This window comes from Nocardioides sp. (genome assembly GCF_036374615.1).
In the GTDB taxonomy this organism is placed as follows: Bacteria; Actinomycetota; Actinomycetes; order Propionibacteriales; family Nocardioidaceae; genus Nocardioides.
In genome coordinates this window covers 1-18,238 of the sequence record NZ_DASUTK010000153.1, presented here as the reverse complement: position 1 = coordinate 18,238, position 18,238 = coordinate 1, and the positions used below count along the sequence as shown (strand labels likewise).

The window sequence follows — 18,238 nt, the reverse complement described above, 5'->3', positions numbered from 1 at the left end:
CGCGGCCAGCGGGCAGGGCGGGCTCATGGTGCGGTGCGACCCGGCCATGACCGCGGCGCTGCTCGCAGAGCCGGGTGCCACCGAGTTCGAGATGCGCGGACGTGGCATGAAGGGCTGGCTCCGTGTCGACGGCTCCGCCGTGGCCGACGAGGCGGACCTGCAGCGTTGGGTCGACGTCGGCGTCGGGTACGTCACCTCGCTGTCACCGAAGTAGCCCACGGAGGGTCGGCGGCGGGTAACGGTGCCGCAGACGCGCTTCTCACCCGCTGCAACAGGGGTGAAGTGCACTGACGGCGCCGTGACGCGCAACCTCGGGCCGACTCCAGCGCCACCCTTCGGATCGCCGGTTCGCCGGTGCTCCCGGCGGCGCCGTAGGCTTGGCAGGTCATGACCGAGCCGGGGACCGTCTACCTCGACCACGCTGCCACCACGCCGATGCTGCCCGTGGCCGTGGAGGTGATGACTGCACACCTGCAGGGAGTGGGCAACGCGAGCTCGCTGCACGCCAGCGGGCGTCGCGCCCGGCGGGTGGTGGAGGAGTCGCGCGAGACCATCGCCCGCGCGATCGGCTGCCGACCTGGCGAGGTGGTGTTCACCTCCGGCGGCACCGAGGCCGACAACCTGGCGCTGAAGGGGATCTACTGGTCGCGTCACGACGCCGATCCGCGTCGCCGCCGGATCCTCTCCACGGCGGTCGAGCACCACGCCGTCCTCGACCCGCTGGCCTGGCTCGCCGAGCACGAGGCCGCCGAGGTCGAGCTGCTGCCCGTCGACGAGCGCGGCCGGCTGCGGGTCGACGCACTGCGCGAGAGCATCGAGCGCGACCCCGGCTCGGTGGCGCTGATCTCGGTCATGTGGGCCAACAACGAGGTCGGGACGCTGCAGCCGGTCACCGAGGTGGTCGAGCTCGCGGCGGCGTACGAGATCCCGGTCCACACGGATGCGGTGCAGGCGGTCGGCGCGGTGCCGGTCGACTTCGCGGCGTCGGGCGTCGACGCCCTGACCCTGACCGGCCACAAGCTCGGCGGCCCGTACGGCGTGGGGGCGCTGGTCGTCCGGCGCGAGCTCGACGTGACGCCGCTCGGCCACGGCGGCGGGCAGGAGCGCGACGTCCGCAGCGGCACGCTCGACACTCCCGGCATCGCTGGTTTCGCCGCGGCCGTGGAGGCCGCTGTGAAGGCGCAGCCGGAGCACGCCGAGCGGATGCAGGCGCTCCGTGACGACCTGGTCCGGCGCATCCTCGAGGTGGTGCCCGGATCGCACGTGCACGGTCCTCAGCTCGACCGGGCCGCGACCGACCGGCTGCCCGGCAACGCTCACATCGGCTTCCCCGGCTGTGAGGGTGACTCCCTGCTGATGCTGCTCGACGCGCGTGGCATCGAGTGCTCGACCGGGTCAGCCTGCTCCGCCGGCGTCCCGCAGCCCTCACACGTGCTGCTCGCGATGGGATGCGACGCGGAGCAGGCCCGCCACTCGCTCCGCTTCTCCTTCGGCCACACCTCCACCGCGGCCGACGTCGACGCCGTGGTCGAGGCGATCGTGCCCGTCGTCGAACGGGCCAGGGCAGCACGGCGGTGAAGCCCATGAAGGTCGTCGCTGCCATGTCCGGCGGCGTCGACTCCGCCGTCGCCGCTGCCCGTGCCGTCGAGGCCGGTCATGACGTGACCGGCATCCACCTGGCGCTGTCGCGCAACCCGGCGTCGTACCGCTCCGGTGCCCGCGGCTGCTGCACGATCGAGGACAGCAACGACGCCCGCCGGGCCGCGGACGTGATCGGGATCCCGTTCTACGTCTGGGACCTCTCGGACCGGTTCCACGAGGACGTGGTCGAGGACTTCATGGACGAGTACGCCGCCGGCCGCACTCCGAACCCCTGCTTGAGGTGCAACGAGAAGATCAAGTTCGCCGCCGTGCTCGACCGGGCCCTCGGACTGGGGTTCGACGCCGTCGCCACCGGCCACTACGCACAGCTGCGCACCGGTGCCGACGGGCTGATCGAGATGCACCGGGCGGTCGACCACGCCAAGGACCAGTCCTACGTGCTCGGCGTGCTCGACCAGGAGCAGCTGCGTCATTCGTCGTTCCCGCTCGGCGACTCGACCAAGCCGGCAGTGCGGCAGGAGGCCGCCGCGCGTGGGCTGCTGGTGGCGGACAAGCCCGACAGTCACGACATCTGCTTCGTCGCCGACGGCGACAACGCCGGCTGGCTCGCGGAGAAGCTGGGGGACCGGGCGCCCAACCGGGGCGGCGACATCGTCGACTCCGGCTCCGGCGAGGTGCTCGGCCAGCACGCGGGCACCTACGCGTTCACGATCGGGCAGCGTCGCGGGCTGCGGATCGGGCGACCGGCGCCCGACGGCAAGCCGCGGTTCGTGCTCGACATCGAGCCCGTCTCGGGGACGGTGACGGTCGGGCCGCGGTCCGAGCTCGCTGTCGACCGGGTCACCGGTGTCCGGCCCCGCTGGTGCGGCACGGTGCCGACCCGGTTGTCGGGCGCGGGTGTCACGGTGCAGCTCCGCGCGCACGGAGACGAGCATCGGGCGGTGGTCGAGATCGTCGGTGACGAGGTCCGGATCGAGCTCCTCGACCCCGCGTACGGCATCGCCCCCGGCCAGGCAGCCGTGATCTACGACGGCACCCGGGTCGTCGGCTCGGCCACGATCAGCGCCACGTCGCGCGCGGCCGCGCCTGCATGACCGGCATGGGCATGCGGGTGCGGCGGCTGCAGGATTCCCCGCTCAGGCGGGGAACCTGGCACTTCGCGGGCGAAACTTCCCGGGCCAGGTGCCAGACTCGCCCAGCAGGTTCCCGCGGAGGTGGCCGATGACGACCGCCACCGGCATCGGCTCCCACCCGGGGGACGACAACGCGGCGTACGCCGAAGCGGTCAGGGTCGTGCTGGGTGAGCTGCCCGGACCGGAGGGTCTCCCGTACGTGCCGGAGGTCCCCGGCCGCGGACCGGACGCGACCATGACCGGTCGGGCGGTCGCGCTCGCGACCGACCTCGCCTTCGACCTGCAGCCGGCCGGTTGGCGGCTGACCGACGCGGAGGGGATGGACCAGCGGCGAGCACGTAGTCGGCTGGCCCAGGACCTCGACCAGGTCGAGGAGCAGACCCAGGGCTACCAGGGGGCCTTCAAGACCCAGGTCTGCGGCCCGTGGACGCTCGCCGCGACGGTCGAGCGGCCCCGGGGCGACCGGGCGCTTGCCGACCGCGGCGCGCGCCGTGACCTCGCGCAGGCCCTCGCCGAGGGTGTACGCCGCCACGTCGCCGACCTCCGCCGCAGGCTGCCCGGCGTCGAGCGGTGGGTGGTGCAGGTCGACGAGCCGGCACTGGCCGCTGTGATCGCCGGCTCCGTGCCGACCGCGTCCGGCTTCCACCGTCACCGCGCGGTCGAACCGCCGGAGGCCAGTGCCACGCTCGGCTGGGTGCTCGATGCGATCCGGGAGGCCGGAGCCGAGCCGTGGGTCCACTCCTGCGCTGCCGGTGCCCCCCTGGAGCTGCTCCGCGGCGCTGGCGCGGTCGGTCTGGCGGTCGACCTGGACCGGGTCGACGCGGCCGGTCACGACCAGCTCGCCGTGGCTCTCGAGGCAGGGGAGCGCGTGGTGCTCGGCGTCGTCCCGACGCAGGGTGAGGCCGACGAGGCGTCGGTGGTCCAGCGGGTCGAGCGGTGGCTGGACCTGGTCGGCCTCGAGCCCAGCGACGGGCTCGTCGTCAGCCCGGCCTGCGGGCTCGCCGGCACAGACGCAGCGACGGCCCGCCGGGCGCTGGAGATCGCGCGCGCCACGAGCCGCCGACTGGGTTGAGCCGAGCTGCGTCAGCCCACCGGGACACTCTCCGGGAGGTCGGTGGCCAGCTCCTCGTGCTTGACGTCGAGGAACAGCCACACCAGCGCGGAGGCGACCAGCATCATCAGGCTGCCGACGAGGAAGGCCATCGTGGCTCCTTCGGCGAACGACCCCAGCTCGGTGAGCTGACCCACCAGCCCGTTGAGCTCCCCTCGCGGCATCGCCTGCTCGAGCCCTGTCTCGCGCGCCGACTGTGCGATACCCGGCGCGATCTCGTCCGCCCTGCCCTGGGCGAAGTGCAGCGCGACCGTGCTGAGGGTCGCGAGCCCGAGGGCACCGCCCACCTGCTGCATGGTGTTGAGCACGCCCGAGCCGATGCCCGAGTCCTCACGGCGCAGGTGGTGCAGCGCGACCAGGGTCAGCGGCACGAAGTTCAGGCCCATGCCGAACGCCATCAGGATCACGAACGGCAGGATCTCCGTCCAGTAGTTGACGTCGTGGCCCAGGGCCAGGCCCTGGCCGCCCATGCTCGCGGGCAGGGTCGCCAGAATCGAGTCGCCGTCCTGCGGCACGGTGATCCGGTGGAAGCCGTAGAGCGCGGCGGCCGACAGCAGGGTGCCGATCCCGGAGAGGAACCGCGGGTCGACCCGACTGATGAGCTTCGAGGCCGCGGTCGCCGAGATGATCATCGCGACCGAGAAGGGCAGGAACGCGACGCCGGTCTTCAGCGGTGAGTAGCCCACCACGAGCTGCACCAGCAGGCTCAGGAAGAAGAACATGGCGAACATCGCGGCCGGGGCGATCATCATCACCGCGAAGGCCACGGCCCGGTTGCGGCTGCGCAGGATCCGGAACGGCAGCAGCGGGTGGTCGGCGCGGCTCTCGATCAGCAGGAAGATGCCGAGGAGAGCGACACCGCCGATCAGGCTGAGAAGCGTCCACTGGTCGCCCCAGCCGTAGCGCTCGTCCCCGGCGCGGGTGAGGCCGTACACGATGGCGAGCAACCCGGCGGTGCCGGTGATCGCACCGGGTACGTCGAGCACCCCGTCGTGCCGGTCGGACTCGGGCAGCACCCGGGGTGCGAGGAGCGCGGCGGCCAGGCCGATCGGGACCACGATCAGGAACGTGTAGCGCCAGCCGGCGATGCCGAGCGGGTCGTCGAGCCCGGTCAGCCAGCCGCCCAGGATCAGGCCCACGGCGGCGCCGACACCCGCCATCGCGGCGTACACCGCGAAGGCCCGGTTGCGCTCGCGGCCGGCGGGGAACGTGGTGGTGATGAGCGCCAGGGCCGCGGGCGAGGCGAGCGCTGCGCCGAATCCCTGGAAGCCTCGGGCGCCCAGCAGCACCAGCTCGCTCTGCGCGACGCCGCCGACCAGCGACGCGGCCGCGAAGAGAAGGACGCCGATCATGAAGACGCGGCGGCGGCCGTACAGGTCGGCCAACCGGCCGCCGAGCAGGAGGAACCCGCCGAACGTCAGTGCGTAGCCGGTGACGATCCAGGAGAGGTTGGCCTGGTCGATGTCGAGGTCGGTGCCGATGTAGGGGAGCGCGATGTTGGCGATGGTGCTGTCGAGCACCACCATCAGCTGCGCGATCGAGATCAGCATCAGCGCCCAGGTGAGGCGGCGGTGCTGGGCCGGAGTGACCTCCGGCTCGGGAATGGTCGTGTCGGTCATGAGTCCTCAGAAGTTCGGGGTCGGGAGCACGCCGGCAGGATGATCTGGTCGATCACCCTCGCCACCAGCTCGGGAGTGGCCTCGTCCCCCAGGAGGAAGACGCGGTGCAGGACGATGCCCGGGAGGGCGGGGGCGACGAGGTCGATGTCGACCTCGTCACTGATCTCGCCGCGGGCCCGGGCCCGTTCGAGAACGCTGCGCATGGTGCTCTGCTTGGGTCCGATGAAGTCACGCCGGTAGATCTCGGCGAACTCCGCGTCGCGCGCCATCGCCGTGACGACGGCCGCGAGGACCGCCATCGACCGGGCGTCGCCCAGGCCGCCCAGCCCGCAGTACGCCGCGAGCAGGTCGCCTCGCAGCGTGCCGGTGTCGGGCGTCGGCGGGTGCTCCTTGTGGGAGCAGACGGCGTCCACCACCAGCTGGGGCTTGGAGCTCCACCGACGGTAGAGCGTGGCCTTGGACGCCTTGGCCTCGGCGGCCACGGCGTCCATGGTGAGCCGGTCGTAGCCGGTCTCGGCGAGCACGGTCAGAGTGGCTTCGAGGATCTCGCGTTCCCGGTCACCCTCGACACGGGGCCGGATGGTGGCGGACTCGGGGACCATGCGCACTCCTCAGCAGATAGAACGAAACCGTTTCGTACCGAGACGATAAAACGAAACGGTTTCGTTCCGCAACCCCGGGGCCGAGGACTTAATTCCCGAGCAGCCGACGCGAGCCTGTCAGCGCCAGATCGTTCCACCCGCGGACACCACGCAGCAGGTAGTGCCCGACCGGTCCCATGTCGACGTACGACGCGTCGATCCCGGCCGCGCGTGCTCGCTCGACATACGCCCGTGTCGCGCCAGCAGACGTGATCCGGTCGCGACTGCCGTGGGCGGCCACCAGCGCCTTCCCGGCGAGCGGGGCGACCGACTCACCGGGCGGGAACCACGGGGCGAGCGCCACGACGCCACGCACCTGCGCGTCGTCGGCGACCCGGACGGCGATGCGCGCCCCCATCGAGTGGCCTACGAGGACGACCGGCACCGACCTCAGCCGGTCCCGGACCTGCTCCAGCGCCCAGCGGGCGTCGCCCACCGGACCCGCGCCACCGTTCCACCCGCGGCGCCGGTAGCGCAGCAGCCACACCGCCACTCCTGCCGCCTGCAGGTCGGGCGCGATCGCCCGGGCCATCGCGGCCGACCGGCGCCAGGAGGCGCTGCGCCCGTCCACCGTCTCGTGGCCGTGCTCCTTGCCGCCGTGCAGCATCAGCACCGCGCCGGTCGCGTGTACCGGCTCGCCGTACTGCCGCAGGGACGGGCCGGTCACGTCGGCTGGTGCGCCCACGGATGCCTCCACAGCGTGATGCTCGGGTGATGAGCGGATGAGCGTTCGGACTGGCCAGCCTGTCAGATCGGTGCGGCAGGATGTGGCGCATGAGCACCGTTCCCGAGGCCGCGCCGGCGGCGGCGCGCGACGAGCACCAGGAGCTGTCCGAGCAGATCGAGGAGGCTCGCTGGCGCTACTTCGTGCTCGACGACCCCACGCTCTCCGACGCCGACTACGACGTGCGGCTGCGTCGTCTCCAGGAGCTCGAGGAGGCCTACCCCGAGCTGCGCACGCCCGACTCGCCCACGCAGAAGGTCGGCGGTGCGGTGTCGACGGAGTTCACCGCGGTCGACCACCGGCAGCGCATGGAGAGCCTCGACAACGCCTTCTCGTACGACGAGCTGGAGTCCTGGCACGCGCGGCTGGCTCGTGACGGGGTCGAGTCGCCCGACCTGCTGTGCGAGCTGAAGGTCGACGGCCTCGCGATCAACCTGCTCTACGAGGGCGGCAGGCTGGTCCGAGCCCTCACCCGGGGCGACGGCCGGACCGGCGAGGACGTCACCCCCAACGTGAAGACGATCGACAACGTCCCCCACCGGCTCGTCGCGAACGACGCCTACCCGGTGCCAGGTCTGCTGGAGGTGCGAGGCGAGGTGTTCCTCCCGCGCGAGGCGTTCGAGCGGCTCAACGAGCAGATGACCGACGCCGGCAAGCCGGTCTTCGCCAACCCGCGCAACGCGGCGGCCGGCTCGCTGCGCCAGAAGGACCCACGGGTCACCGCCACGCGTGCGCTGGGCATGGTCTGCCACGGCATCGGCGCGCGCGAGGGGTTCGAGCCGAAGGCCCAGTCGCACGCGTACGACGCGCTCGCCGCCTGGGGATTGCCGACGTCCGAGCAGGTGAAGGTGCTGCCGACACTCGAGGCGGTCAAGGCCTACATCGAGAACGCCGGCGAGCACCGACACTCGATCGTTCCCTACGAGATCGACGGCGTCGTGATCAAGGTCGACGACGTGTCGCTCCAGCGCCGGCTCGGATCGACCAGCCGGGCGCCGCGATGGGCGATCGCGTTCAAGTACCCGCCCGAGGAGGTCAACGCCAAGCTGCTGGCGATCCACGTGAACACCGGCCGCACCGGTCGCGTCACCCCGTTCGGGGTGATGGAGCCGACCCGGGTGGCCGGGTCCACCGTCGAACGCGCCACCCTCCACAACGCCCATGAGGTCAAGCGGAAGGACGTCCGTCCGGGCGACACGGTGATCCTGCGGAAGGCGGGGGACGTGATCCCGGAGATCGTAGGACCGGTGATGGGGCTGCGGCCGGAGGGACTGGCCGAGTGGGTGATGCCGACCGAGTGTCCCTCGTGCGGCACGCCGCTGGTGCAGCAGAAGGAGGGTGACAAGGACCTGCGCTGCCCCAACCACCGCAAGTGCCCCGCTCAGCTGCTCGACCGGGTCTTCCACGTCGCCGGGCGCGGCGCCTTCGACATCGAGGGGCTGGGGAGCGAGGCTGCACTGGCGCTGCTCGACGCAGGCGTGATCGAGGACGAGGGTGACGTGTTCGACCTCGACGAGGCCAAGCTGCTGCGCACCGAACTGTTCACCCGGGCCGCGAAGAAGACCGAGACCGACCGCGCCGTCGACGGCCGCGTGCTGTCGGCGAACGGGGAGCGGTTGCTGGCCAACCTCGACCACGCCAAGGACGTGCCGTTGTGGCGGGTGATCGTGGCGCTGTCGATCCGGCACGTCGGGCCGACCGCCGCGCGGGCCCTGGCCACCGAGTTCGGTTCCCTGGCGGCGATCCGCGAGGCCGACGAGACGACGCTGGCCGACGCCGAGGGCGTGGGGCCCACGATCGCCGCCGCGGTGCGCGAGTGGTTCGACGGTCCGGAGTCCGACTGGCACGTCGCCATCGTCGAGAAGTGGGAGCGGGCCGGCGTGACGATGGCCGACCAGCGCGACGAGACGGTCAGCCGGACGCTCGAAGGCCTGACCGTCGTCGTCACCGGCTCCCTCGACGACTTCAGTCGCGACTCGGCCAAGGAGGCGATCCTGGCCCGGGGCGGGAAGTCCGCCAGCTCGGTCTCGAAGAAGACCGACTACGTCGTGGTCGGGGAGAACGCCGGCACCAAGGCCGACAAGGCCGAGCAGCTCGGCGTCCCGGTCCTCGACGAGGCCGGCTTCAAGCAGCTGCTCGAAGCCGGCCCCGCGGGGTTGTGAGCGTCAGCTCTCGTAGCTGAGGCCGCCCAGCCGGAGATGGGCGTTCTTGCCCACCTTGGTCGGCGCGGGCGACTCGCGGCACTGTCCGGTCCCGGCGTCGCAGGTGGTCACCGTGTCGCCGGCGACTCGGAACAGCTCGCCGCTGGCCGTCCAGCCCCAGCCGTAGCCGTCGCCCTCGATCTCGACCTTGCTGCCGGCGGCGACGTCGTAGACCGCGAAGGTGCCGGACTCGCCTCCCTGTTCCATCGCCATCTCGCTCGCGTTCATCTTCAGGAACCGTCCGTCGGGCGACAACGTGCCCCACGAGTAGTCACCGTCCGGCGAGTCCACCAGCAGGACCTCCTCGCCCGTGGTGGTGTCGACCACGAAGAAGTCACCCTCCCGATTCGTCGTGCCGAGGCGTCCGCCGGCGACAATCGGTAGGCCGCCGATCCCGTCGACCGTGTGTTGCTCGCCGGTGGCGAGGTCGATCGCCACGGTGGACGAGCGGTAGCCGACGTAGAGCGTGCTGCCGTCCAGGCTCAGCGGCGGCACCTCCCAGTAGCTCGGCCGCAGGTCCGGCAACGGGACCTCTTCCACGGTCTCGCCGGTCTCGACGTCGCGGACGACGGCGACGAAGTCCTCGCCCCGGGCCTCCGCAAGCACGTACACCGACTCGGCCGAATCGGTGGCCGGACCGACGCCCTCGGGGATCGTGCCGAGGGCGACGGTGGTGCCGTCGTTCCGCACCAGGGTCAGCGTCTCCGGCCCGGACCCGTCGGATGCGCCGTCGTTCGGGTTGCTGCGGACCAGCACACCCTCCGAGGTGTAGTGGAACGAGTGGATCGTGTCGGGAACGGTCGCCACCGCGTCGTCGACGTAGACCTTCGAGCCGACGCCGAACACGACCGGGGCGTCGCCTCCGGCATTGGTGAGATCAGGTCCGGCGCCGTTGCTCTGGCTGATGGCGTACCCACCCGCGGCCCCGACCACCGCGACGGCCGCGGCGACCGCCACGCCGGTGGAGAGCCGGCGCCTGCGTCGCAGCCGGCGACCCTCCGCGAGCACGCGGGAAGGGACAGCCGGGACGGGGTGCAGCTCGGCGACCTCCTCGTGGAGGAGCTGGCTGAGTCGCTCGGTCATGAGGACCTCCCAAGGGTCGAGGGGACGACGGAGTCCCCCAAGTGAGTACGAAGCACCCCGAGTGCGTCAGAGGTCTGCGACTTCACCGTGCCTTCGGAGCAGCCGAGGATCCGGGCCGTCTCCGCGACCGACTGGTCCTCGTAGAAGCGCAGGACGATGACCGCGCGTTGTCTCGGTGCCAGGTGGCTGAGCGCCGCCACCAGCGTCGGTCTCAGGGACGGGTCCGCCGCCTCGGCCGCCGGCTCGACCAGGGTCTCGGTCGGCAGCTCACGTCGCCAGGACTTCTTGCGGAACTGGCTCGCGGCCGCGTTCACCAAGGTGGTGCGGGCGTAGGCCGGAGCCGCGCCGACCTCACGGACCTTCGACCACGAGGCGTACGTCCTCGCCAGGGAGGTCTGCACCAGATCCTCGGCGAGCCCGTGGTCACCCACCAGCAGGTACGCCGTGCGGTAGAGCGACGACCAGCAACCGTGCACGAGCTCGGTGAACTCCGCATCAGTCGGCGGGCGGGGCATCGGGCCTCCAGGGGTCCGTCGGGTTGGTGAACGTGAAGACGCCGATGGACACCGATCCAATTGGGTCCGGTCGCTGGCTAGGCCCCCTCACCGGACTCGATCCGCGCAGTCTCCGCCAGGATCTTCCAGACCGCGTCGCGACGGCTGGTGGCGTAGGTCGCGGTGACGTGGTGGTCGTCGCGCCAGACGACGAGATCGTCGACCACCGGCAGGCAGACCGGCGCGTCGGGACAGAACGCGGGATTCAGGTCGAGGACCTCGACCTTGGGCGAGCGCGCCGCCTCGGCCTGTGCGAATCCGTCGCTCTTGGTCCCTCCGACCGGGACCGGGACCGCGCACCGACCCGGGTCGGCCTGGGTGGTGAGGCAGTCGGCGGGGTCGAACGTCTCCGGCATCACGATCCGGTTGACGATCAAGATGCGGGGGACCAGCTGCTCGAGCTTGCGCAACGTCTCCTCGGACGCCTTGAGCGTCATCCGGTCGAGCCGCTGCTCGACGCCGTCACGGCGTCGCACTGAGCTGCCCCACTCCTTCTCGTCGTCCCGCGGTCGCTGCATGAGCACGACGACGTCGGGGTCGAGGGCGGGCAGCGCCTCGTCGTACCACCCGACCCTGGCCGCGTCGCAGTCCTGCTGGCTCTCCTCGGAGAGCTTGGTGTTGTAGAGCTCCTCCTGCCACATGCAGCCGGGGACGACGTTGAGCGACAGCGTGAGATCTCGCTCCTCGGCGATCTTCTCGAACATCGGCACCAACGACTGTGCCTGGCTGTCGCCGACCAGCAGTACGTGCGGTCCGGAGCCTTCGTGCACGATGCAGTTCTCGGGCTTGTCAGCGGCACACCAGCCGGTCTCGCCGTGGTCGGCCACGACCGCCTCCCAGTCGACGTCATCCGGGACCCGGAGCGGTTGCTGGGTCACCACCTCCTGCGGACGCTCGTCACCCGCGACCAGCACCGGCTTCCGCTCCAGGTTGAGCAGCCCGGGCACGACGGTCATGGCGACCACGGCGCTCACGGCGACTCCTGCGACGGCCGGTGCCCAACGGAGCCGGTCGAGGACGGCCGCGGTGCGGATCGGCTTCTCCAGCACCTCGTAGGAGAGGGCCGCCAGGCCGGTGCTCAGCGCGACGGTCAGCACCGCGATCACGCGTGGGCTGGTGGCGAGCATCTCCTTCAGGGCGAGGATGACCGGCCAGTGCCAGAGGTAGGTGCCGTAGGAGATCTTGCCGAGGAAGACCAGCACCGGTTGTGACAGGACGCGCGCGATCCGGCCCCGCTCGGCGACGGACACCGCCGCGATCACGGCGACCGCCGTCGCAGTGGCCGCGAGACCACGCCAGGTCGGCGTGATGTCGATCAGGCCGCTGCTCAGCGCGAGGAACCCGACCAGTCCGACAGCCGCTGCGGTCGCCCACCGCCGGCCACCGCCCAGGGGCAACCGGTGCACCACGAGCGCGAGGACCGCGCCGGCCAGCGGCTGGTAGATCCGGGCGTCGGTTCCGTAGTAGGCGTGGGTCGGGTCGGCCTGCGACCAGTAGAGCTGCGACGCCACCGACGCGAGCAGCAGCAGGGCGAGCACCTTGACCGCCCAGCGGCGCCCGGCCTTGATCGTGAGCACGAGCACCACCGGGAACACGAGGTAGAACTGCTCCTCGATCGACAGCGACCAGAAGTGCAGGAACGGACTGCGGTCGACATCGGTGGCGAAGTAGTCGCCCGACTCGCTCAGGAAGTGCCAGTTGGCGAACCAGAGAAGCGCGCTCTGGGCGTCGTCCACGATCTCGACCCGGTCCGTGACCGGGATGATGAGGACGAACACGGCGCAGGTCGCGACGATCGCGACCACAGCCGCTGGCAGCAGCCGCCTGACGCGACGGGTGTAGAACATGCCCACATTGAGCGTGCCGGTCTTGTCGATCTCCGACAGCAGCACGCTGGTCACCAGGAAGCCCGAAAGCACGAAGAAGAGGTCCACTCCGACGAAGCCGCCGGAGGCCCACGGGTGGCCGGTGTGGAAGAGCAGCACGGCATACACCGCCACCGTCCGGAGCCCGTCGAGGGCAGGGCGGTAGGACCAGGACACCCCGTGAGAATAGGTGGCCGACGGGCGCGGGCCGGCATCCACGGGCGGCCTCCTAGGATGGCGGCCATGCCCGAGACCTCACCCCAGTCCGGTGCGTCGATCACGCGCGAGCAGGTGGCCCACCTGGCCGACCTGGCCCGGATCGACCTGTCCGACGACGAGCTCGACCACCTCGCGCCGCAGCTGAGCGTGATCCTCGAGTCGATCGCCTCGATCCAGGGCGTCGCCGGCGACGACGTCCCGCCGACCTCCCACCCGGCGCCGCTGACGAACGTGTTCCGCGAGGACGTCGTTGTCCCTGGGCTGACCGTCGAGGAGGCGCTGAGCGGCGCGCCGGAGGCCGAGGAGCAGCGGTTCGCGGTCCCACGGATCCTGGGGGACGAGCAGTGACGGCCATCAATCGCAACACGCGCCGTCCGGCCTCTGAGCTCGCGGCGGACCTGGCGGCAGGCGACACCACGTCAGAGGAGCTGGTCCGCGCGCACCTGGCCGTCATCGACCGGGTCGACGGCGACGTCCACGCGTTCCTGCACGTCGATGCCGAGGGTGCTCTCGAGCAGGCTGCCGCCTCCGACGCCCGCCGGAGGGCCGGTACGCCGCTGTCGCCGCTCGATGGCGTCCCGATCGCGGTCAAGGACGTGCTGACCACGCGCGGCCTACCCACCACGTGCGGCTCGAAGATCCTGGAGGGCTGGGTCCCTCCGTACGACGCCACGGTGGTGCGCCGGCTCCGCGAGGCGGGCCTGCCGATCCTGGGCAAGACGAACATGGACGAGTTCGCCATGGGCTCCTCGACCGAGCACTCGGCGTACGGCACCACCCGCAACCCGTGGGACCTCGACCGGATCCCCGGGGGGTCCGGCGGCGGCTCGGCCGCCGCGGTCGCGGCGTACGAGGCCCCCCTCGCGATCGGCACCGACACCGGCGGCTCGATCCGGCAGCCGGGCGCCGTCACCGGAACGGTGGGCATGAAGCCGACGTACGGCGGCGTGTCGCGCTACGGCCTCGTGGCGCTGGCCAACTCGCTCGACCAGGCAGGCCCGGTGACGCGCACCGTGCTCGACGCGGCGCTGCTCCACGAGGTGATCGGCGGCCACGACCCGCTCGACTCCACGAGCATCGACCAGCCCCTCCCGGCGCTGGTCGAGGCGGTGCGCCAGGGCTCGAACGGCGACCTCTCCGGCGTGCGGATCGGCGTCGTGGCCGAGCTCGGCGGTGAGGGCTACCAGGGGGGTGTGCTGACCCGTTTCCAGGAGTCGGTCGACCTGATGGTGAAGGCCGGCGCCGAGGTGGTCGAGGTCTCGTGCCCGAGCTTCGTGCACGCCCTGGCGACGTACTACCTGATCCTGCCCGCCGAGGCCTCCAGCAACCTCGCGAAGTTCGATGCGATGCGGTACGGCCTGCGGGTCGTGCCCGAGAGCGCACCGGGATCAGGGGGGCCGTCCGCGGAGGAGGTCATGCGGGCCACGCGAGACGCCGGTTTCGGTGACGAGGTGAAGCGGCGCATCATCCTCGGCACCTACGCCCTCTCCAGCGGTTACTACGACGCGTACTACGGGCAGGCGCAGAAGGTGCGAACCTTGATCGCGCGAGACTTCGAGGCCGCCTTTGCGCGGGCCGACGTGCTGGTCTCACCCACTGCGCCGACGACCGCCTTCAAGATCGGCGAGAAGGTCGACGACCCGCTGGCGATGTATCTCAACGACCTCGCGACCATCCCCGCCAACCTGTCCGGGGTCCCGGGGATCTCGATCCCCAGCGGCCTCGCCGACGAGGACGGGCTGCCGACCGGCGTCCAGATCCTCGCGCCGGTCATGGCCGACGACCGGGTCTACCGGGTGGGCGCGGCGCTCGAGGCGTTGCTGCTCGAGAAGTGGGGCGGTCCGTTGCTCGACCGGGCGACCGCGCTCGACGATCTCGTCCGACGGGAGGGGACCACCGCATGAGCACGGACACACTGCTCTCCTACGAGGAGGCACTGGAGAAGTTCGACCCCGCTATGGGCCTCGAGGTCCACGTCGAGCTCAACACCGCGTCCAAGATGTTCTGCGGCTGCCCGACCGAGTTCGGCGCCGAGCCCAACACGCAGGTGTGCCCGACGTGCCTCGGACTGCCGGGCGCGATGCCGGTGGTGAACGCGAAGGCGGTCGAGTCGGCGATCCGGATCGGCTTGGCGCTGAACTGCCAGATCGCCGAGTGGTGCCGGTTCGCGCGGAAGAACTACTTCTACCCGGACATGCCGAAGAACTTCCAGACCTCCCAGTACGACGAGCCGATCGCGTTCGACGGGTGGACCGAGGTGGTGGTGGACGGCGAGACGTACCGGATCGAGATCGAGCGGGCCCACATGGAGGAGGACACCGGCAAGTCCACCCACATCGGGACCAGCGGCCGGATCCACGGCGCCGACTACTCGCTCGTCGACTACAACCGCGCCGGGATCCCGCTGATCGAGATCGTGACCAGGCCGATCACGGGCACCCGCGAGAAGGCGCCGGCCGTCGCCCGCGCGTACGTCGCGCAGCTGCGCGAGATGTTGCTGGGGCTCGGCGTCTCCGACGTACGCATGGAGCAGGGCTCGCTGCGCTGCGACGTGAACCTGTCCCTGGCCCCGGCAGGCTCCGGGACACTCGGCACGCGGACCGAGACCAAGAACGTGAACTCGCTGCGGTCGGTGGAGCGGGCGGCCCGCTACGAGATCCAGCGGCACGCGGCGATCCTCGACGCCGGAGGGACGATCCGGCAGGAGACCCGGCACTGGCACGAGGACACCGGGATCACCACGTCCGGGCGCGACAAGTCCGACGCGGAGGACTACCGCTACTTCCCCGAGCCGGATCTGGTGCCGGTGGCGCCGTCGAGGGAATGGGTCGAGGAGCTGCGCGCCGGACTCCCCGAGGACCCCCAGAAGCGGCGGGCCCGGCTGCAGGCGGAGTGGGGTTTCTCCGACCTGGAGATGCGCGACACCGTGGGTGCGGGCGCGTTGACCCTCGTCGAGGAGACGATCGCGGCCGGCGCTGCGCCACAGGCGGCCCGCAAGTGGTGGCTGGGAGAGCTGGCCCGGCGCGCCAACGACTCCGGCGTGGAGGTGTCCGACCTCGGGGTGACGCCGGCGCAGGTGGCCGCCGTACAGGCGCTGGTCGACGCCGGCACCATCAACGACAAGCTGGCCCGCCAGGTCTTCGACGGGTTGCTCGCCGGTGAGGGGACGCCCGAGGAGGTCGTCGCGGCTCGCGGTCTCGAGATCGTCTCCGACGAGGGGGCCCTCGCCGTCGCGGTCGACAACGCGATCGCAGCCAACCCGGCGGTCGCGGACAAGATCCGGGACGGCAAGGTCGCAGCGGCCGGTGCGCTGATCGGAGCGGTGATGAAGGAGATGCGCGGCCAGGCCGACGCCAACCGGGTTCGCGAGCTGATCCTCGAGCGCCTGACCTGACCGAGTCGGCCCACATGTGCACCACGGGGTGCCGACCGGCGTCGATCTGTGCCGAGTCGGCGCGTTCTGGACGTGAGCTCGCGCCGAATCGGCGGTGGAGTAGGGTGCGAAGGCACACCATCAACCACGCCCACCGCTGGGGGAAGCCGGTCCAAGTCCGGCGCTGACCCGCAACCGTAGGCAGTCCTCAGGGACTGCGAGCCGGAGCACCTACGGTGACGCGTCCTGAACACACGCTGTCGCGGAAAACAGCGGGTGGCTCTTCATGGGCTGTCCGCTGGTGCAGCGGAAAGGACCCCCATGCCCCACCTGCCTGATGTGCGCCGACACCTGCGCCCCGTTGCGGCCCTGGCCGCTGGCGCGCTGCTTGCTACCTCCCTGGCCGCGCCGGCGACCGCCGCGCCTCACGATTCGAGCGGCTGGTGGCTGGGTCGTCAGCTCAACGCCGACGGCCTGGTCTACAACCGCCAGTTCAAGTTCATCGACTACGGCCTGACGGCTGACGTGGTCTATGCCCTCGACATACTCGGAGGGCACCGGCGCGACGTCCGCCGTAGCGCCCGAGGTGTGGCGCGCAACATTGACAGCATGATCACCGGCGTCGACTTCGACCTCCCGGACGACGTCTCCGCCGGTTCGGTGGCGAAGGCAATGCTGGTCGCCCAGTCGGCCGGGCGTAACCCTCGGCGATTCGGCGGCAAGGATCTCGTCGCCACCCTCGAAGGTCTGACCAGCGCCGAGGTACCAACCATCGGCCGGATCGCCGACCAGACCACCGGGGACAACGTTGACTTCGCCAACACTCTCGGCCAGGCATTTGCGACCGTCGGCCTCGCCGACGCCGGGTCCGACCGGGCCGCTGACGTGCGCCGGTTCCTCCTCGAGCAGCAGTGCGCGCGCGGTTGGTTCCGGCTGACCTTCAGCGCCAAGGAGGCCGCTGACCAGTCCTGCGACGCGGACGCCACCAGCGTTCCCGACACGGATGTCACCGCCTTGGCTGTGATCGTGCTGGACGCACTCCCCAAGAAGGGCAAGGTCGTCAAGGCCGCGATCGCCGACGCCGCTCGCTGGCTGCGCCGGAACCAGAAGGACAACGGATCCTTCGGGGGTGGTCCGTCGACGGAGGCGTCCAACGCCAACAGCACCGGCCTCGCCGGGTGGGCGCTCGGCGAGGTGCGCTCGTGCCGGGCGACCCGCAAGGCCGCCGAGTGGATCCTGCGGCTGCAAGTCAAGGGCAAGGTGTGGGGAACACCGCTGGCCCGCCAACAGGGTGCCATCGCCTACAACCGTGCGGCGCTGCGCGCGGCGAGGTCTGATGGGATCACAGTCTCGACGCGTGACCAGTGGCGCCGTGCAACCGCGCAGGCAGCCCCGGCGCTCCGCTTCATCAAGGGCTGCCAGCGGTGATCTCGCGGCTGGCGCAGGTGCGCGCGGCTGCGGCCCTCGCGGTCGCGATCACGGTGATGCCAGGCGTGACGCTCGCGCCCGCGGATGCGGCCGCCTGCACCGACGCGGGCGGCGTCACGGTGGTGGTCGACCCCGGCGGACTGCCGGGCTCGCTCTCGCAGACCTGCGTCGGTGGGAGCGGCGGTACGGCAGCCGCCCTCTTCGGCAACGCGGGTCACAGCCTCACGCGGGTGCAACGCTTTCCCGGCGCCGTGTGCAAGGTCGACGGTGAGCCGGCCAGCTCGAGCTGCGTGAACATGCCCCCGACCAACGCCTACTGGGGCCTCTTCTGGTCCAACGGGACCTCCGGCAGCTGGGTCTACTCCAGCGCAGGTGTCGACAACCTGAGCGTGCCCGCTGGGGGTTCGGTCGCACTCGCCTGGCAGAGCAGCAACAGCCGGCGCAACCCGGCCGTGCCGCCACCCGACCACGACGGGTCCGGTTCCGACGATCCGGGAGGCGGCTCGGGCGGGACCGGCGTCGGTGGCGGCGGGCGCGGCGGCGGCAATGGCGGCGGCAATGGCGGCGGCAATGGCGGCGGCACCGGGTCCAGCGGCGATCCGACGGGCGAGAGCTCGGGCGGTTCGCCGTCCAGCGCGCCGGCGGCAACCGGGTCCCCGACCGGTGACGCGCCAGGTGCTGCCGG

At 71.3% G+C, this 18,238-nt stretch carries 14 protein-coding genes and 2 pseudogenes; 10 read left to right on the top strand and 6 right to left on the bottom strand.

All coding sequences use genetic code 11. From position 1 onward, the window contains the following. The 4 genes and pseudogenes from VFZ39_RS12100 to VFZ39_RS12085 form a co-directional block, all read left to right on the top strand. Nucleotides 1-214: pseudogene (locus VFZ39_RS12100) on the top strand (TfoX/Sxy family protein); the annotation flags it as partial. A 173-nt stretch (nucleotides 215-387) separates the two neighbouring features. Then, entirely contained in the window at nucleotides 388-1,578 is a 1,191-nt protein-coding gene (locus VFZ39_RS12095) for a cysteine desulfurase family protein (protein ID WP_330866014.1), read from the top strand. Between the two features lie 5 nt (nucleotides 1,579-1,583). Beyond that, the gene (mnmA, locus tag VFZ39_RS12090) at nucleotides 1,584-2,696 is read left to right on the top strand and encodes a tRNA 2-thiouridine(34) synthase MnmA (RefSeq protein ID WP_330866013.1); all 1,113 of its coding nucleotides are present in this window, start codon (nucleotides 1,584-1,586) and stop codon (nucleotides 2,694-2,696) included. Nucleotides 2,697-2,823: 127 nt separating this feature from the next. Continuing rightward, nucleotides 2,824-3,807, top strand: a complete 984-nt coding sequence (locus VFZ39_RS12085) for a methionine synthase (RefSeq protein ID WP_330866012.1) — start codon at nucleotides 2,824-2,826, stop codon at nucleotides 3,805-3,807. A gap of 11 nt (nucleotides 3,808-3,818) precedes the next feature. On the opposite strand, the gene VFZ39_RS12080 is transcribed toward VFZ39_RS12085, so the two are convergent. The 3 genes from VFZ39_RS12080 to VFZ39_RS12070 all read right to left on the bottom strand — a co-directional run bounded on the left by VFZ39_RS12080 (nucleotide 3,819) and on the right by VFZ39_RS12070 (nucleotide 6,791). Continuing rightward, nucleotides 3,819-5,465, bottom strand: coding sequence for an MFS transporter (locus VFZ39_RS12080; RefSeq protein ID WP_330866011.1), 1,647 nt, complete (start codon nucleotides 5,463-5,465; stop codon nucleotides 3,819-3,821). After that, nucleotides 5,462-6,067 (bottom strand): TetR/AcrR family transcriptional regulator, encoded by a 606-nt coding sequence (locus VFZ39_RS12075; RefSeq protein WP_330866010.1) that lies wholly within the window; start codon nucleotides 6,065-6,067, stop codon nucleotides 5,462-5,464. Before VFZ39_RS12075 ends, VFZ39_RS12080 begins: the two co-directional genes overlap by 4 nt. A gap of 88 nt (nucleotides 6,068-6,155) precedes the next feature. After that, the gene (locus VFZ39_RS12070; RefSeq protein WP_330866008.1) at nucleotides 6,156-6,791 is read right to left on the bottom strand and encodes an alpha/beta hydrolase; all 636 of its coding nucleotides are present in this window, start codon (nucleotides 6,789-6,791) and stop codon (nucleotides 6,156-6,158) included. A gap of 89 nt (nucleotides 6,792-6,880) precedes the next feature. Here VFZ39_RS12070 and ligA point away from each other — a divergent pair, with 89 nt between their 5' ends. Further along, nucleotides 6,881-8,992 carry an NAD-dependent DNA ligase LigA gene (gene ligA, locus VFZ39_RS12065; protein WP_330866006.1) on the top strand — a complete coding sequence of 704 codons (2,112 nt, stop codon included), beginning with the start codon at nucleotides 6,881-6,883 and terminating at the stop codon, nucleotides 8,990-8,992. Nucleotides 8,993-8,995: 3 nt separating this feature from the next. Here ligA and VFZ39_RS12060 read toward each other — a convergent pair whose 3' ends face one another. The 3 genes from VFZ39_RS12060 to VFZ39_RS12050 all read right to left on the bottom strand — a co-directional run bounded on the left by VFZ39_RS12060 (nucleotide 8,996) and on the right by VFZ39_RS12050 (nucleotide 12,710). Then, nucleotides 8,996-10,114, bottom strand: a complete 1,119-nt coding sequence (locus VFZ39_RS12060; RefSeq protein ID WP_330866005.1) for a hypothetical protein — start codon at nucleotides 10,112-10,114, stop codon at nucleotides 8,996-8,998. After that, entirely contained in the window at nucleotides 10,111-10,629 is a 519-nt protein-coding gene (locus tag VFZ39_RS12055; protein WP_330866004.1) for a SigE family RNA polymerase sigma factor, read from the bottom strand. The genes VFZ39_RS12060 and VFZ39_RS12055 overlap by 4 nt, the downstream gene beginning before the upstream one ends. Before the next feature lie 77 nt (nucleotides 10,630-10,706). Beyond that, a complete protein-coding gene (locus VFZ39_RS12050; protein WP_330866003.1) occupies nucleotides 10,707-12,710 on the bottom strand; it encodes an acyltransferase family protein in 2,004 nt (667 codons plus the stop codon). A gap of 66 nt (nucleotides 12,711-12,776) precedes the next feature. On the opposite strand from VFZ39_RS12050, the gene gatC reads away from it, so the two are divergent. The 5 genes and pseudogenes from gatC to VFZ39_RS12025 form a co-directional block, all read left to right on the top strand. Beyond that, complete coding sequence (gene gatC / locus VFZ39_RS12045; RefSeq protein WP_330866002.1) at nucleotides 12,777-13,100, top strand: Asp-tRNA(Asn)/Glu-tRNA(Gln) amidotransferase subunit GatC; 324 nt, start codon at nucleotides 12,777-12,779, stop codon at nucleotides 13,098-13,100. Nucleotides 13,101-13,105: 5 nt separating this feature from the next. Beyond that, on the top strand, nucleotides 13,106-14,656 hold the full coding sequence (gene gatA, locus VFZ39_RS12040; RefSeq protein WP_330866016.1) for an Asp-tRNA(Asn)/Glu-tRNA(Gln) amidotransferase subunit GatA: 1,551 nt from the start codon (nucleotides 13,106-13,108) through the stop codon (nucleotides 14,654-14,656). Next, complete coding sequence (gatB, locus tag VFZ39_RS12035) at nucleotides 14,653-16,146, top strand: Asp-tRNA(Asn)/Glu-tRNA(Gln) amidotransferase subunit GatB (protein ID WP_330866001.1); 1,494 nt, start codon at nucleotides 14,653-14,655, stop codon at nucleotides 16,144-16,146. The genes gatA and gatB overlap by 4 nt, the downstream gene beginning before the upstream one ends. A gap of 300 nt (nucleotides 16,147-16,446) precedes the next feature. Beyond that, on the top strand, nucleotides 16,447-17,553 hold the full coding sequence (locus tag VFZ39_RS12030) for a prenyltransferase/squalene oxidase repeat-containing protein (protein WP_330866000.1): 1,107 nt from the start codon (nucleotides 16,447-16,449) through the stop codon (nucleotides 17,551-17,553). Further along, nucleotides 17,550-18,238: pseudogene (locus VFZ39_RS12025) on the top strand (hypothetical protein); the annotation flags it as partial. The gene VFZ39_RS12030 and the pseudogene VFZ39_RS12025, both read left to right, overlap by 4 nt.

Bases quoted from the DNA above. Each gene is read 5' to 3' on its own strand.
- VFZ39_RS12060 (WP_330866005.1), bottom strand. From the start codon at position 10,114: ATGACCGAGCGACTCAGCCAGCTCCTCCACGAGGAGGTCGCCGAGCTG.
- VFZ39_RS12030 (WP_330866000.1), top strand. From the start codon at position 16,447: ATGCCCCACCTGCCTGATGTGCGCCGACACCTGCGCCCCGTTGCGGCC.
- ligA (WP_330866006.1), top strand. From the start codon at position 6,881: ATGAGCACCGTTCCCGAGGCCGCGCCGGCGGCGGCGCGCGACGAGCAC.
- gatB (WP_330866001.1), top strand. From the start codon at position 14,653: ATGAGCACGGACACACTGCTCTCCTACGAGGAGGCACTGGAGAAGTTC.
- mnmA (WP_330866013.1), top strand. From the start codon at position 1,584: ATGAAGGTCGTCGCTGCCATGTCCGGCGGCGTCGACTCCGCCGTCGCC.
- VFZ39_RS12095 (WP_330866014.1), top strand. From the start codon at position 388: ATGACCGAGCCGGGGACCGTCTACCTCGACCACGCTGCCACCACGCCG.
- VFZ39_RS12085 (WP_330866012.1), top strand. From the start codon at position 2,824: ATGACGACCGCCACCGGCATCGGCTCCCACCCGGGGGACGACAACGCG.
- VFZ39_RS12055 (WP_330866004.1), bottom strand. From the start codon at position 10,629: ATGCCCCGCCCGCCGACTGATGCGGAGTTCACCGAGCTCGTGCACGGT.
- VFZ39_RS12075 (WP_330866010.1), bottom strand. From the start codon at position 6,067: ATGGTCCCCGAGTCCGCCACCATCCGGCCCCGTGTCGAGGGTGACCGG.
- VFZ39_RS12080 (WP_330866011.1), bottom strand. From the start codon at position 5,465: ATGACCGACACGACCATTCCCGAGCCGGAGGTCACTCCGGCCCAGCAC.
- gatC (WP_330866002.1), top strand. From the start codon at position 12,777: ATGCCCGAGACCTCACCCCAGTCCGGTGCGTCGATCACGCGCGAGCAG.